This is a genomic window from Ensifer adhaerens, assembly GCF_013283195.1.
GTDB lineage: Bacteria > Pseudomonadota > Alphaproteobacteria > Rhizobiales > Rhizobiaceae > Ensifer > Ensifer adhaerens_G.
Window position 1 is genome coordinate 1,277,685 of sequence record NZ_JABEKT010000002.1, and the last position, 15,264, is coordinate 1,292,948.

Annotated in this window: 11 protein-coding genes; all 11 read right to left on the minus strand. The window is 61.0% G+C overall.

Annotation, left to right across the window (positions count from 1 at the left end):
• Positions 1-302 precede the first annotated feature (302 nt).
• The gene (locus LPJGGPFB_RS22240; protein ID WP_173422062.1) at positions 303-1,205 is read right to left on the minus strand and encodes a UTP--glucose-1-phosphate uridylyltransferase; all 903 of its coding nucleotides are present in this window, start codon (positions 1,203-1,205) and stop codon (positions 303-305) included.
• 17 nt (positions 1,206-1,222) lie between these two features.
• On the minus strand, positions 1,223-2,410 hold the full coding sequence (locus tag LPJGGPFB_RS22245) for a polysaccharide pyruvyl transferase family protein (protein WP_173422063.1): 1,188 nt from the start codon (positions 2,408-2,410) through the stop codon (positions 1,223-1,225).
• 24 nt (positions 2,411-2,434) lie between these two features.
• A complete protein-coding gene (locus LPJGGPFB_RS22250) occupies positions 2,435-3,748 on the minus strand; it encodes a glycosyltransferase family 4 protein (protein WP_173422064.1) in 1,314 nt (437 codons plus the stop codon).
• A complete protein-coding gene (locus LPJGGPFB_RS22255) occupies positions 3,745-5,985 on the minus strand; it encodes a hypothetical protein (protein ID WP_173422065.1) in 2,241 nt (746 codons plus the stop codon). The genes LPJGGPFB_RS22250 and LPJGGPFB_RS22255 overlap by 4 nt, the downstream gene beginning before the upstream one ends.
• 2 nt (positions 5,986-5,987) lie before the next feature.
• On the minus strand, positions 5,988-6,716 hold the full coding sequence (locus LPJGGPFB_RS22260; RefSeq protein WP_173422066.1) for a hypothetical protein: 729 nt from the start codon (positions 6,714-6,716) through the stop codon (positions 5,988-5,990).
• Positions 6,717-6,725: 9 nt separating this feature from the next.
• Positions 6,726-7,979, minus strand: a complete 1,254-nt coding sequence (locus LPJGGPFB_RS22265) for a glycosyltransferase family 4 protein (RefSeq protein ID WP_173422067.1) — start codon at positions 7,977-7,979, stop codon at positions 6,726-6,728.
• Positions 7,976-8,815, minus strand: coding sequence for a class I SAM-dependent methyltransferase (locus LPJGGPFB_RS22270; RefSeq protein WP_173422068.1), 840 nt, complete (start codon positions 8,813-8,815; stop codon positions 7,976-7,978). Before LPJGGPFB_RS22270 ends, LPJGGPFB_RS22265 begins: the two co-directional genes overlap by 4 nt.
• Positions 8,812-11,067 (minus strand): glycosyltransferase family 2 protein, encoded by a 2,256-nt coding sequence (locus tag LPJGGPFB_RS22275; protein WP_234902958.1) that lies wholly within the window; start codon positions 11,065-11,067, stop codon positions 8,812-8,814. The genes LPJGGPFB_RS22270 and LPJGGPFB_RS22275 overlap by 4 nt, the downstream gene beginning before the upstream one ends.
• Before the next feature lie 61 nt (positions 11,068-11,128).
• The gene (locus tag LPJGGPFB_RS22280) at positions 11,129-11,788 is read right to left on the minus strand and encodes a calcium-binding protein (RefSeq protein WP_173422070.1); all 660 of its coding nucleotides are present in this window, start codon (positions 11,786-11,788) and stop codon (positions 11,129-11,131) included.
• Positions 11,789-12,054: 266 nt separating this feature from the next.
• Positions 12,055-13,455, minus strand: coding sequence for an HlyD family type I secretion periplasmic adaptor subunit (locus LPJGGPFB_RS22285; protein WP_173422071.1), 1,401 nt, complete (start codon positions 13,453-13,455; stop codon positions 12,055-12,057).
• Positions 13,452-15,224, minus strand: a complete 1,773-nt coding sequence (locus LPJGGPFB_RS22290; protein WP_173422072.1) for a type I secretion system permease/ATPase — start codon at positions 15,222-15,224, stop codon at positions 13,452-13,454. Before LPJGGPFB_RS22290 ends, LPJGGPFB_RS22285 begins: the two co-directional genes overlap by 4 nt.
• Positions 15,225-15,264: the final 40 nt, after the last annotated feature.

The window sequence follows — 15,264 nt, forward strand, 5'->3', positions numbered from 1 at the left end:
CACTCCCTGGAAATTGAATCGGGGTCAGGTAAGCCAGATTCATCCCGGTATACAAGCGTCTTCATACCCAATGTTGCATGCTGAGTGTTAGCCACCTGACGGCAGCAAGCAGAGACCGACGACGTTCGGGTCCACGTCGCCGATGACAGCCCCTACATCGCCTTTCAGGTGAAGGGTGGGGTTCAGCCTCGTTCCTGCAAATGTGCCATGAACACTTCTGTCTGTGTCCCGTGGCCTAGGCACTTTCTCGGCGGCGGCTGGCGAAATGTCCGCTAATTCGCCAACTGCCAATTGTGTTGAAATCAAGCTATAGCGCGCGCGGGAGACATGATCGCATGCATCTCGCCGTATATCCCCGCAGCAATGTCGGTGCGCGTCATCGCCATATGCAGATTGGCCGTGACGAAGCCGGTCGGATTTCCGCAATCGAAAGTACGGCCGGCGAATTCGAACGCACGGATCTCCTGATTTGCCATCAGCGTGATCATGGCGTCGGTCAGTTGGACCTCGCCGCCAGCACCCGGCGTCTGGTTCTCAAGGATCGAGAAAATCTCGGGCTGCAGGATGTAGCGGCCGGAAATGAACAGGTTGCTCGGCGCCGTGCCCGGGGCAGGCTTTTCCACGAGGCCGTCGACCAGCGCGCCCCCCATCGTCTGCCTCAGGGAAACGATGCCGAACTTGTGGGCCTCTTCCGGCAGGCACCGTTCTACGGCCACCACATTGCCACCGTGCCGCTGGTAAAGATCCGTCATGGATTTGAGGCAAGGCTGGTGATCGACCATCAACATGTCAGGCAACAGAACCGCGAAAGGTTCGTCGCCGACGATGTGACGCGCAGTCCAGACGGCGTGTCCAAGGCCACGGGCCTGTTGCTGGCGCACGAAAGAGATGCTTCCGGCATCGGGCGTCGCCGTCGCCAACTGGTCGGCAAGCGGGTTCTTGCCGGCCTTGCGAAGGGTGGCGTCAACCTCGAATGCGTGATCGAAGTAGTCTTCGATTGCACCTTTCATGCGACCGGTGACAATGATCACGTGTTCGATGCCTGCGGCAAACGCCTCGCTGACGATGTAGTCGAGGATGGGACGGTCGACGATCGGTAGCAGTTCCTTGGGAACGCATTTCGTCGCCGGCAGCATTCGGGTGCCGAATCCGGCAGCCGGGATGATCGCCTTGCGCACTTTGTTCGGGGTCTTTGCGTTTTGCATGTTCACGCCTCTTCGCTTCAAGCAACTCGGGAGATTTTCGCCTGTGGGGTTTCGAGGATGTCGTGCATCTTGTGCGCGACACCATTTTCGGTGAGGAACCGGCACATTTCGCCGTAGGTGTGGAACCAGGCGCGGTTGTACCGGTCGAAAAGGCCCTGGTCCCAATAGTCCTCGAGGCAGAACGTCGTCTGCCCGAAGATGTCGAAACTGGGGATCTTGAATGTGTCCGAGAACTCGGCCGTCCGGCTGTCATAGGTGCAGTAGATCGACGGGACGCCGTTTGCCAATGCCATCAGGTTGCCGTGCAGGCGATAGCCGAGCACCAGATCCTGGCCGCGGATCAACTCTTCGTAATCGGCGACCACATCCGAGTAGAACAGCCTACTCCGGTAGAGATCCAGCATCGCTTCATCAAGGTACCAGGATGATGTCCAGTGATCGGCCCTGAGCGCGGTGATGGCCTCTGCGCGTTGCGCCTCGTCCCCCAGAACGAGCTTCTTCTCCTCGACTTCGCCTTGCGCCAAAAGCACCGTCTGGAAACGCCCGGCGGTCACTTTCACCAGATCACGGTGGAAGGTGAGATAGCGTTCGATGTCCTTGGCGTAGGCGCCGGAGACTTCTCGCCTGACTGTGACACCGACATTGCGGACCTGTTCCAGCGGCGGCAGCGTGATGCGCAATTCCGGATCGTTCCGCCGGAAGGCGGTGGGGCAGCCGACGATCCGCACGTTGCGGATGCCAAGGCTCCAGAGAACGTCGGCCGAATAGGCTCCACGCACACCGATTGTGGTCGTTGATTCTGACATCAGCTGCAGAACAGCGCGGGTGTCGTCGGAGATCCTGATTTTTCCGTCCACCGGCGCCTGTGCGCCTATACCGAAGCCGATGACGGGCAGGCCGAGCGCCTTAAGGACCGTCGCTGCCGCCTCCCAGTTCATGGCATCGTGAATGTAGTTCGATCCCCGCAGGAACACGTAGTCGTATTCCTCCCGAAGACGGGCGATCTCGCGTGGTTTGAACTCCGATATCTCCAGAACACCGAGTTTTTCGAAACGCAGCAGCTTCAGCGACGAGTCGAAAACGAAGGCATCGCCCATATTGTGATAGGTGTTGATGTGAGACCGGATGTCTTGATGGTTGTACCAGCGAACGCTGTCATGCGCGTAGACCTCGCCGGCGGGGATCATGACCAATATGCGTGCCAAAAGCTTATTCCGTCACTGGAATTGTCATGAGACGCGCATCTCGACGCGATGTGCGGCACTGTTTCTTTCGCTGAGCAGGCTGCGATAGACGTCAAGGTGTTCTCGCGCACATTCCTCGGCGCTGAAGGGCGACCGCATTGTGCTGCGCAAACGGTCCCAAACCGTGTCGTCGTTCAGGACTTCGACCATCCGATCCGCAAGGTGCTGGCCGTTGCCGGCGCGAAAATGCAGGCCATCGGAGCCGTCGCGGACTTTTTCGGCCATGCCGCCAATGTCGGAGCAGATGATCGGGCGGCTGTGCAGCAGCGCTTCCTGGATGACGACCGGCGAATTCTCCCACCAGATCGACGGAAAGATCACCCAATCCACGGAGCGCATGAGCTTTGGCAGATCCGCATTCTGGTAGCTGCCGTAGAAGCGGACGCGGCGACCGGCGCGCTCGATCAGCGTCTTCATCCGCTCCTGGAATTCGACCGGCTGGCGCTCGAGATTGGCACCGAAGATCATCAGATAGGCGTCGTCACCCCATATTTCGTCCGGCACTCGGCCGACGGCATCGATCAGCACATCGACGCCCTTGAACGGCGTCATCTGACCGAAGAACGCGAACCGATTGCGACGCGCGTCGGTTCGGGGAACGTCGCGAGCGGGGGCCGCCTCCTTGCCCATGATCCCATTTTCGATGATCCGAATGCGTTGCCGGTCGATACCCCACTCGGCATAGCGCTTGGCGAGAAAGGTACTTGGCGAAACGAATGCATCGACCATGTCGAGGAGCATGGTGCGCACCAGCGCTTCGCGCCTGAGAAACCTTGATGCCGGAATATCCGGAAAACAACTGTTGCAGGCCGCGGGCGAAGCCTGCTCGCAGAGCTGGCCAGTCGGTCGCTTCACCATCTGACCATGGTTGTGGCAAATCGGCACGAATTCGTGAAGCGTGAGAAGCACTGCGGCGTCCGGCAGAGCCGACCGTACCGCATAGAGCGCTTCCAGACCGAACCCCAGAACGTGATGGAAATGAACCACATCCGGTTTGACGTCCCGCACGAACCGCAGGAGATCGCGTTCGATCGCCTCGACGTCCTCATTCGCCAGGTGGAAATGGTCATAGGCATCCGTGTGGAACAACACCTCTTCCTGCGGCAGTCGTGCACTCATGAGCGCCGATGACGCGTGGCGTTGAAGTGGAGGGGAAGCCGCCGCGAGATATACGGATTCGACATCTTCCATCGCGTTCAGGCTGCGATGCAGGTTGTGCGACGCGACCTCCGCTCCGCCGAGCGAGAACGAGGGATGCGCGTGCGAAATCACCAGGACGCGAAGCTTTGGCCCCTTCATGCAGAAATCCTGTCAAAGAGTTGGTGGCTCTCGCGGCCGTTGCGCCACCGCGACTTAAGTATTTCCGCATCGATGCGTTCGGCGAGCACCGCAAGCTTGCCGTTCTGCTCTCCCGACAGCGGTTCGTCGCAGCCGAGCATCTGGATCGACGGCAGCAGCCAGGAGGCAATGCCTGCCTTGTTGATCCTCAGGCCGATCTCGCGGGCCTTCTGTTTTGAGCCGAGATAAACGCCGCAATCGCGCATCACGTCCTTCAGGACCGCACGCGGCATGATGCAGCATTCAAGCGACGCGACGTCGACCCGCGTCAATTGCAGTGCCGCAATCGCCATCAGCGGATAACCGGCATAACGATCGAGCAGCATTTGATCGCCACCCTCGGAAAGCCAGCTTCCGGCCCATTTCACCGAATGATCATCATAGGCGAGCATTGGCGAGATCACGCTTCCAACGTGGTCCGATCCCGCCGCCGTCAATGCGCCGTACCAGCCCTTGGCCGCCGGCACGAGTGACCCGGACATCGTTATGATCGTCTCGCTTGAAACCTCTTCTGCCCCAACCGACAGGAGATCGAAGCGATCCAGCGCACCGGCGGCACAGACGATGCGGACCGAAAGCCCGTAAAACCGTACCAGCTGTCGCAACCGGGCGAGATCCCTTTGGAAGGCGGACTTGCTGACGGCGATTACGAGTGGAGCGCAACGCGTCTGCGGATCGAGCGCGAACAACGCAAGCAACGGACCGACTTCCGGCATGCCGACGGTAGAGCCGACGATTATTGGGACGCCGGATTTCTCGTCGAACACCCCGACGTCGACAATCGCTTCCATGCGCGGCGCGTCACAGGCGGCGTTGGAAAGCAGCGGAACGATCTGGTGATCGACGATCGCCGGCAGCGCCAAGTTGGCCGCATCGAACAGAGACAACTGCTGGAGTGCGGCTGTTCGGGCGGGCATCCGCTTCGGCATCAGGGGCAGAAAGGCGCGGCGCCCTTCTCGCAAGGTGAGCTCTAGAAATGGCGCTGCGTCGAGTTTGCCACCAGGCAGTCTGGCATGGGCGACGAACCCGTGAGCCTGATCGTCGCTGTCGAGCGACGCCCGGAACGCGGGTTGATCGGCAAAGCTTTGCGAAACGTCGATCCGATCGAGCCGCGTCCACATGTCGTCGAGCCTGGCCTCCGTGCTGGGCCGGCGGAGCTTGACTGCAGTCACGTGGTGTTCCGGGTCGAGCATCCAGCCGGAAATCAGCATGTCGCCGTCATCGGTCTCGAAAACCCGATCAACATCCATGCGAACCGGGAAGGGGAGGCTCGATACCGTGTCCTTGCCGGTAAAGCCGTTTGCCGCCGACCGCAAGCGCAGCATGGCTTCCGGCGTGGCCCGGGCATCGAGCAGAACGGAACGGATATGGTCCGGGGTGTCGAGAGCCGCGCTGACCTGTAAGCGGGAATGGGCCGGTGTCAGGTGCCAACCGCCACCAGCGTTGTATATGATGCCCTTGAGCGTGTCAGCGCGCACCCTTCCGCCCGTCTCCAGAACGGCGATGAAGCCCAGTTCGCCCTCCGGTATGTCAGGCCGGGCAAAACTGGCGACAAAACAATCCGCAACTATCACCGCGCCGGCAAGAAGATAGGCTTGGAAACGTCCGGGAACGAACGCGCGGCTCCAGCCCATGATGACGATGACGCCGTCATGGGTCTCGCCAACCAGTTCGATGTAGCCGTCGGATGGCTGCTGCGCCCTTATCAGCGAAAGTCCGGCAGAAATCCTGCTGCGGTTCGATGGCTGTGCCATGAACTGATCGGCGAGGCGACCGATGACCGCGGCGGTCTCTGCTGCAGCCGTCTGCGCAATAAGGGTTGCCACCTCGTCAATCGAGATTTGTTTTGGGGCTACGATGAAACGCTCACGCGTGCGGCCGTCGTCAACGTCGATCATCGAGATTGGCACGTCGGTTTGCGACAGCGTCAGAAGCGCCGCGAAGCCGTGTGTTGCCGAAGGCGACGGCGCCGACAGGGCCCAGTTTGTCACAAAGGCGTCGTCCTGCGAGGATGTTGCGCCATCAGCCTTGACCGAAACCGCCTGACCCCTCGGGCGGCCGCTGCCAAGGACCAGCACGGTTTCCTGATCAATCCGACAGGAAATGGCTCGACCCTTCCCGAAGCGCGGAGCCTTGGCCGCAGTCGGGCCAGCGGTGGCACCATAGACTTTTTCGTCGATTGCCGTTGCCTGTCGCATCATCATCTCGCCAGCAAAGTCAGCAGCGCGCCGGCGGCAAATCCCACGAGAACGAAGAGGAGCATCACAAGCGGTTTGGTGTCACCGCCCGCCCGCTTCTGCAGGCCGGTAAGTGTCTTCTCCATGCCCGCCACGACGCCATCCATCCGCAGCAGGTGCACGTCCAGATCATCGAGCCGCCGGATCATCTCGGTACGAAAGCCATCGATGCCACTGTTCGGGTCGTCCGTTCCGTCAGCCGGCACCGCATCCGCACCGACAGACGGAATGCGCTGCAGTGAACGTTGAGAAACCTGCAGCTGCCGCTGGGCGGCCATCAGCACGTCCAGTTTGTCGAGCACCCGGGTCAAAGGTGCGGCGATCAGGGCTTCTGCTGCTTGCTCGTCCGGTTGCGGCACGCGCAGAGGCTGGCCCGCCCCGTCGCCCGTGATCGCCATGACGACGAGATCGCGGCTGCGCTTTTGCACTGCCTCCGGCAGAGCGATCTCGAAAGCGTGCTTGCCGTCACCGATCCCGTTTCGCCTGAGATCCGGGCGATTGCGGTCGGCAATTGCTTCGGCGACTGGTGCGCCATCGAGAAGGACGCGCACCTTGAGCCTTTGCCCCGGGGCAACAGGGTCGAACGCCCAACCAAACAGGCGTCCGCCATCGATGGCATCGACCCGACCGTTGACGGGTTTGGCGCCATCGCCCTCAGGGGGCGTATCGAGTTTTTCTGCGACTTCAGCCATGGATCCTCTTTATGCGGCCTGAACCTGCTGGAGATTGAAAAGAGCGAGGTAGCGCGAAGCGGTCGTGTCGATGTCGTCAGGCCGAATGGCTCTGCCCGACAGTTGACGGAGTAGCGTCGGCTTTTCGATGATCTGCCGCATGGCAGCCGCGAGCTGGCGCGGATCGTCGGGAGCAACAGTCAGGCCGTTGACACCGTTCCTCACAAGCTCGGCCATTCCGCCGATATTGCTTGCGATCACCGGTCGGCCTTGTGCCTGGGCTTCCTGGATCACCAGCGGCGCATTTTCCCACCAGATTGACGGCACGATGGTGCAGTCGACGGCGCCGATAAGGGCACCGACATCCTCCCGCCGGTAGGGTCCGCGTCGCTGCACCTGAGGTGCCGTTTCGGAAAACAGACGCTCGATGTCGGCGATGAATTCAGGGGTCTGAAACGGGGCGCCGCCATGGACGCGGAGCTCGAAGTCGACGCCATCAACGATCAGCTGGCGCGCCGCTTCCAACAGCACTTTGGTGCCCTTCCAGGGGTTGAGGTTGCCAAAGTAGCCGAAGGTGGGGCGGCCGCCCTTGAGTTTGTCCTTGCTGGTCTCGAATGCTCGCACCGGCAGTCCGTTGGTGATGACCGCGATACGGCTTTCGGCAATTCCCCATTCGACATATCGCCGCTTTAGGAACTCGCTTGGCGCGACAAAAGTATCAATCGTGCTCAGAAGCGCCTTGAGGTGTTGTTCGCGCAGGGCAAAACGATCGGGCTTGATGTCCTTGAAACAGGCGTGGCAGCGGTCCGGGCTCGAGGCATGGCAGAGTTCTCGCTTGTCGGTGCGCACCATCAGTCCGTCGTGATGGCAGATGGGGTAGTAGTCATGCAGCGTCATGACGATCTTGCACGCCGGCAGCGTCCTGCGGACGATATGCGGAAACTCGGCGCCCATCAGCAGGATATGGTGGAGATGCACCACATCCGGTTGGAACTCGCGCAGCAATTCCGTGAGGTCAGGCACGAAACCGTAGAGATCGATCTGACTCATGAAGAAGCGATCGAAATGGCCGGCCCAAAGCAGGATTTCGTCGCCTGTCGGCCCGATGGCCTGGAAGCTCGTGCCCGGCCTTGCCTCGCGGTGAACCTGGTTGACCGCACCCAGGAACAGAGCCTCGTGTCCGGCCCGTTGATAGGCGCGGAAGAGATCATGCGCGAAGACCTCCGTGCCGCCCGGATGAAGCGCCGGATGATTGTGCGCCACCACGAGAATGCGCTTGCTCATGTGTGGCTCCGTCGACGCTCGCCCACGAGAATGTCCTGATAGTGGGTGCCGCCCGGTGCACGCCAGTGGCCCAAGGATTTGAGCACGACCGAGAGGCCGGTGCGACCAAGTGCGTCCTCCAGAAATCCGTCGTCGAAGCCGACCGCTGCCAGCGGCGGTTGATCCGGCACGAACCAGCAAGGCCCCTGGCCGGCGCGCGCGAACGCAAGGCGCGGATCGCGTCGGCCCGTGGCATTCTGTCTGGCGGCGTCGTCGACGATGAAGGCCGTCATGAACAAGCGGCCGCCCAATGCAAGCACCCGGAAGATTTCGGCCAGATAGGCCATGACCTCTTCTGCCGGCAGGTGTGTGACGACCGATGTCATGATGATGAAATCGAACTGTCCGTCGGCAAACGGCAGTTTCAGCTCACGTCCTCTAATCTTCCCAGAGGGGTTGTAGAGTTCATGGGCGATGTCGAGGCGTTGGAAGGCGAAGTTCGGGTAGGCCGGCGTCACTGTCGACCTGCACCAGCGGATACCACCCTCCACGGGGTCGAGGCCTTCATAGCGCCCGCTGTCGCCATCGAGATATTGGGTGAGCGGCACGGCCATGCGGCCGATGCCGCAGCCGATGTCGAGGACGCGATGATGGGGGCGTAAGCCGCCCGTTCGGACAAAATGTCCGAGAAACTCGGCGCCGATTGCCCGGAAATCGCCGTCGCCGACGAAAATGCTGTTGGCATCCGGTTGCGGAAGGAACCGGTTGCGCGAGATGCTGTCGGTCAGCCAGGACAGATGCGCATCGTCAAAGGGCGACGGTGCGCCGACTTCATCGCGCGGCAGGGCATCGATCATGCATTTGTCCATTCAAGTGTGCGGTCATCGGGGGATGCGGGCTCGGGATTACTCGGCGGACGCTCATCACGCGCCATCAGCGCGGCGATGTCGTCGTCCCAGCGCTGAGTGTGGAGCCACGAGTTGTACTGGCTCGCGACCCCGCGCATGTAGTCTTGGCTGCGCCGGATCGATTGGCGCTCAAAGTGATAGAGGCACGCAGCCGGTTCGTAGCCGATCTCGAAGCCGGCCCGACGGATCTTCAAGCAGAGATCGCTATCCTCGTAATCGCCGATGATATAGTCCTCGGTGAAGCCGCCGACGCTGTCGTAGATGTCCCTCGACGTGACGAGGCAGGCACCCGTAACGCCCGGAACGGTTCGAGCCAGTTGTGCCGGCAGGTAGTTGCTGGGCATGCCCTTGTGAAAGTGGTGGTTCAGCCAGATCCCGCGCTGGTCGCGGCCGAAGTAGAGGCCCGCATGCTGCAGCGACCTGTCTTCGAAGATCAGCCTGGGGCCGACGGCGCCGAGTGCCCCGCTCATGACCGGCTCTATCAGGGTCTGCACCCAGCCCGGTTCGCAAGGAACGACATCCGAGTTGAGCATGACAAGCAGTGAGCCGCGCGCCATGCGTGCGCCGGTGTTGCAGGCCCGCGCGTAACCGCCGTTCCGGTTCATCACCACGAGCCGCATGGGAAAGCCATGCAGCAGGTGCAGCCCGCCGAGCAAATGCTCGGTTTCGTCCTGGATCTCCGGGGAATCGAGCACGAAGACGAGCTCGGCATTTGCCATCAACCAGGGATCGGTGGCCATGCCGGACAGCTGAAAGCGCAGAAAATCGAGGACCTTGTAGAGCGGGATGACGATAGAAACGAGCGGTGCCTGTTGCGCCAGGCCATAATCTCTCGTCCGCTTCACCTCGACCGTCTTGCCGAGACGCTGCTCCACTTCCCGGAGCGTCGGCGCGAGGATGGTGCGGAAGGCATCGTCGATCGCATGTTGCGGCGGGACCGCGCGAAGGATCTGGTTTCGCTGCAGCACCGGTTCGAAGGGCTGCGGCGGCGGGATGAGGGACTTCACCGCCCCTGACGCGAACCGCATCTGAAAGCGCGGTTGCAGCAGAGGGCCGAGCGGCTGATCAAGGGGGAGGCGGGCGACGAAGCCGGTCACGTCCGTTTTCGACTTGTCAGCCTGCGTCTGTGCCCATCCGGGGAATTCGTAAATGTTGCCGTCTAGCGGCACGGCTTTCCCGTCCGCCTGCAGATAGTCGATACCAGCGAGCATGGAGGAGGGATCATGATACCAGCCGCCGACGAGCAGGCTGTCGGAAAGTGCGAGTGCCAGATCGACCTGCCCGGATGGCTGTTGTGCTGCTCTCTGAACATGACGTTCTTTGAGGGGCGCGCGAATCTGCAGGTCGATCGCGGTGGCCGGTCCGCCGTTCGGCCAGGTAGCGAGGTGCTGAACGAGCAATTCGCGCAGTTCGACCGCGTCGCGATTGTCTGCCCACCAACGCGTCAGGCTCGGACATTGCGCTTCACGCTCCGTAAGCTGCCTGATGGCGGCACCGTTCTTGCTGAGCAGCACGAGCTGAAAAGGGGGGCTGAGGCTCGGCATCTCGGCGATGAAGTGGCAGGTCTGCCAGGCTCCCCGCATGCGGCGCCGGACGATGGTCTTGGGTCGCAACTGGCTGACACTTGCCGAGCCGACGACGTAGATTGAAAGCTTGTCGTCAAACTCCGCATTGATCGTCGTTTCGATCAGGTACCGTCCACGGCCAAGTTCGCAGGTTGTGCGCGCCGGCCGAGGCAATGGTGCCAACGCATTGAGAGCGTCCTCGACGATCAGGCAGAAATAGGGATCTCCGGCAATTTTGAATGCGCTTCGCCAGGTCGTCAGCAAGACGTTGAGAAATCTGATGCGCGCATCCGGCGCGAGCTCCAGAAACAGCTGCTCCATGTCGAGGGGAGGTAGGTTGCTTGCCGGTTCGATGCTGACAGGAACCACGTTACCGTCGCGTTCGGTGGCAATGACGGCTGGCATCGACACCCTTGTCGTGCGCATGGCCCATAGCGTCCGCTGCTGTCCGTCGGCGAGTGCGAGTGTCACGCTGACGAGCGGCACGGGCGGTTTTACCATCGTCAGCGCCGGCCGTGTCGAGGTCGGCGATACCGGCGGCAGATCCCAGATCACAACCGCCAGGTCCGATCCCAGGCGGAACGTCTTTGCGCCCCGGTAATCGGCACTCGGCTGTTTGATGTCGCTGAACGGCAAATTCGATCCCTCTTGGAGTGCGCGCCCTGCGGGAGGAATGCAGGGCACGCGTTGTCCACGCTTAGTGAACCGTGAAATAGTTCTCGGGATTTGCGTGAATGTCGTCGATGTCGACATTGACCAGGGTCAGTGAATCGCCATGGCCGAGATCGATGATGACATTGCCGCCGACCTGGGTGATGCGCGAAGCGAGGTCGTCAGGGGAGGTGATGTCGAGACCGTTGATGCCCTTCGAAATCTGCAGCAGATCTTCCCCGGGTGTGAAGTCGAGGATGACGTCGTTGCCGCCGCCGCCGTCGAAGACGAAGATGTCGTTGCCGGCTCCACCGACCAGGAGATCGTCACCAGCACCGCCGTTGAGGACGTCGTTACCATCACCGCCGAACAGCGTGTCGCTGCCTTTGCCGCCGGACAGGAAGTCGTTGCCCTGGCCGCCGAGCAGAATGTCGCTGCCGTTACCGCCGAACAGGAGATCGTCGCCCCATCCGCCGGTCAGGATGTCGTTGCCGTTCTCGCCATAGAGAACGTCGTCGCCTTCGCCGCCAAACAACGAATCGTTGCCGTTGCCGCCGAATAGCTGGTCGTCACCTTCGTCACCGAAAATGATGTCATGTCCGTTGCCGCCGCTCACGAAATCATCACCCGCTCGGGCGTGGATGAAATCGTTGAAGCGAGAGCCGAACAGCGCGTCATCGTATGCGCCGCCTTCTAGTGTGGCCATCTGCCTCTCCTCTTGGTGGATAAATCGCACGTCCATCGACCGGGTCGATGTTGATGCGCCGGGAGTGTGCATCGGCATAAAGTATATTTCAACAGAGATTCTGTGGCAGAAACGTGAAATATTCGCGTTGGTATTGTCACTATTTATGGGTATTTGTCATCAGAATTATTATGTACTTAGTTTGCGCGAACTATATCCGCGTTCTTGCGGTAAATTGCTTCAAAAGTTGTAGTAATTTACTGCGTCTTGCGACCATTCAGGCTTGGTCAATCTTCCCTGAAGGCGCGATTGAAGCTCTCTGTCAGCGGAGACACGAGGTAGTCGATGGCACGGCGCGCCTTGTGCACGATCAGCACCTCGGCCGGCATGCCGGGATAAAGTCGGACATCGGGATCTGCGGCAAGGGACGTCGCATCGATCTTGGCGCGTGCGGTGAAGTAGGAGACGCCCGACTTTTCGTCGACCGACTGGTCCGCAGCGACATAGGTCACCTCGCCATTGAAGGGCAGGCGCGAACGCTGATTGTAGGCTGTCAGCCTGATCTGCGTCGGCGAGCCGACCGATATGCTATCGATATCGCGCGGATTCACCCGCAATTCGACGACCAACGGCTCGTCTTCGGGCACGATTTCCAGGAGCGGCTGCCCGGGCGTAACGGCGCTTCCGGGGGTCCGCAGCCAGATATTGCTGACCACGCCCGCTTGCGGTGAGCGAATCTCCATGCGCCGAAGCACATCCTTTGCAGCAATGATCTGTTCTTCGACGTCCGTCAGGTCGATGCGCGCCGTCGTGATCTCTCCGGCAATCGTCGATTGAAACTCGCTTTCGATACCGATCAGGGCAAGCTGGGCGCCAGCCTTTGCTTTCTCCGCCCCCGCCTTGTCGCCCGCCAGTTCGCCGCGTGTTCGGGCAAGCTCGCTCAGGCGGGTATCGACCTCTATGAGCTTGGCGCGCTGCACGAAGCCCTTCTCGACCAGCGTGGCGATCGCCGTGCGCTGCTCAGTGATGAGGGCGATCTGACGATCGGTCGCCTCCACTTGCGTGAACAGCGATTTTGTCTGCTCGCCATATTCCTCGATCGTTTTCGTCTGCACGTCGACACGTCCGGACTTGGCCTCGTGCCGCTTGTCGAAGAAGACATTCTCCGCCTTGATCGCTTCATCGACGGCGACCCCGCCTGCCTCGCCGAAGTTCTTCGGGAAGGTGATCGCTGCCGCACCGTCCTGTTCTGCCTTGAGCCTGGCGAGCCTTGCGATCAGGCCGATGCGACGGCTGTTGAGCGCGTTCAGGTTGGAGCGTGCCCGGGTGTCTTCCAGAAGGATGAGCGGCTGCCCCACAGTTACCTGCTCGCCCTCCTGAACCATCAGGCGACCCATGACACCGCCTTCGAAATGACTGATCGTCTTGCGTTTGGAATCGACGATGACGCTGCCGTTGGCAACCGTCGCGCTGCTGAGTTCTGTCGATACCGCCCAGGTGAAGAAACCGCCGAAGGATAGGAAGATCGTTGCAAACCCAGCGACCATCAGGCGGCGAAGCGCGCGATCGGCGTTGATGTCATCGACCTCGGCAGGCGCCGGCGCCGGCCGGGCGGTTAGACTTACCGGGGGACGGACATCGAGCTCGGACGGTTGTGGCCGGAGCGGAAGCGTGTTTTTGTCGGTCATGCGGAAGCAACCTCGCGCAAGGTTTCGCCAGGCCCCGGCACAGCGGTCAAGATGTCGGTTCGCGGCCCGAACTGACTGATACGGCCATTCTCAAGGACGAGAAGCTTGTCGGCGACCTGCATGATCGATGGCCGGTGGGCGATCATGATGACGATGGCGCCCTGGTCGCGCATCCGCTGGATCGCCCGCACGAGCGCGCGCTCACCGAGCGAATCGAGGTTTGCATTCGGCTCGTCGAGAACGACGAGACGCGGGCGATTGTAGAGGCAGCGCGCCAGCGCAATGCGCTGTCTCTGACCACCCGAAAGTGTCAGATGACCGTCGCCGACAGGTGTGTCGTAGCCGAGGGGCAGGCGGCCGATCATCTCGTGGACTTCAGCAAGCCGCGCGGCTTCGATGACCGTGTGAGGATCGCCGTCTTCCATTCTTGCGATGTTTTCGCGGATCGTACCCTCTAGCAGAGACACCGATTGCGGGAGATAGCCGACCTTTTCGCCGAAAGACCCGCGCTCCCAGAGATAGGTGTTGTGGCCATCGAGAAAGACCCCGCCCGACGTTGGCTTCAAGATGCCGACCAGCAGCCGGGCAAGCGTCGACTTTCCGGCCGCCGACGGGCCGACCACGCCGAGCACCTCACCGGGGGAAAGCGAGAAGGAGACGCCCTTGATGATCGGCACCTCGACGCCCGGGACGGCATAGACGAGTTTATCCACAATCATCTCGCCGGCCGAATGTGGCGTCGGCGTCGTCTGGCGGATCGCCATGTCTTCGCCGATCGCCGCCTCGATCCGCCGCCAACCGGCAACGGCGAGCACCCATTGGCGCCAGTTTTCGATGATCGTGTCGAAGGGGATGAGCAGCCGACCAACGAGGATGCTCGAAGCCATCATCGCGCCGGGGGTGATGGCCTGGTCAAGCACCAGCAGCGCACCTGTTGCAAGCGTGATGACCTGAATCGAGTACCGCAGGCTGCGCGTCATCGACGTCATCGCCTTGCTTCTGCTTCCGCCGGCTTCGAGCGCACCCAAGGCGTGGATTTGCAGGGTGCGCCAGCGCCTGGCAAGTGCGGGCAGCATGCCCATCGCCTCGATCGCCTCGGCATGCCTCAGCGAGCCCGCAATTTTGGAAACCGCTTCGACATTCGCCTGGTTGGCTTCCTTGGTCAGTTGGCGCGTTAGTATGTCGTTAACCAGCCCGCAACAAATGAGCACCGCCACTGACACAACCCCCACGAGCCCGAACAGTGGATGGAGCAGGAATAGCGCACCCAGAAAGATCGGCGACCAGGCGGCGTCGAGCGGAGCGACCACCGCCGACGAGGTGAGGAAACCACGCAATTCCGACAGGTCGCGAAGGGATTGCGCCGCCCGCGAAAGCCCTTGATTCACGGAGGCTTGGACCGCCGATGCTAGAACCGGGGCATTAAGCCTTCGCACAATGGCACTGCCCATGGCCTGGAATGCAAGGGACCGGATCAAATCGAGGACGCCATAGACGACCAATGCGCTGATCGCGAGCAGCGTCAGCATCGTAAGCGTATCGAAGCTCTGACTGTTGAGAACCCTGTCATGAATCTGCAGCATGAACAGCGGTATCGTCAGCTGAAGCAGGCTTATGCAGACACTCAGCAATGCGGCGTAAAGTGACACGGAAAGAAACACACGCTTGGCTTGTAATATTAGCAATCTTGGATTGATAATCTCGTCCTGGCGCATAACCCCTAAAATTTGACCGTTGCTTATCGTCTCGTTCCGAACAGTATCACGCATGGGCGGTTGCCTGAGGTTAACGTTAAAGCCATTCGTGGAG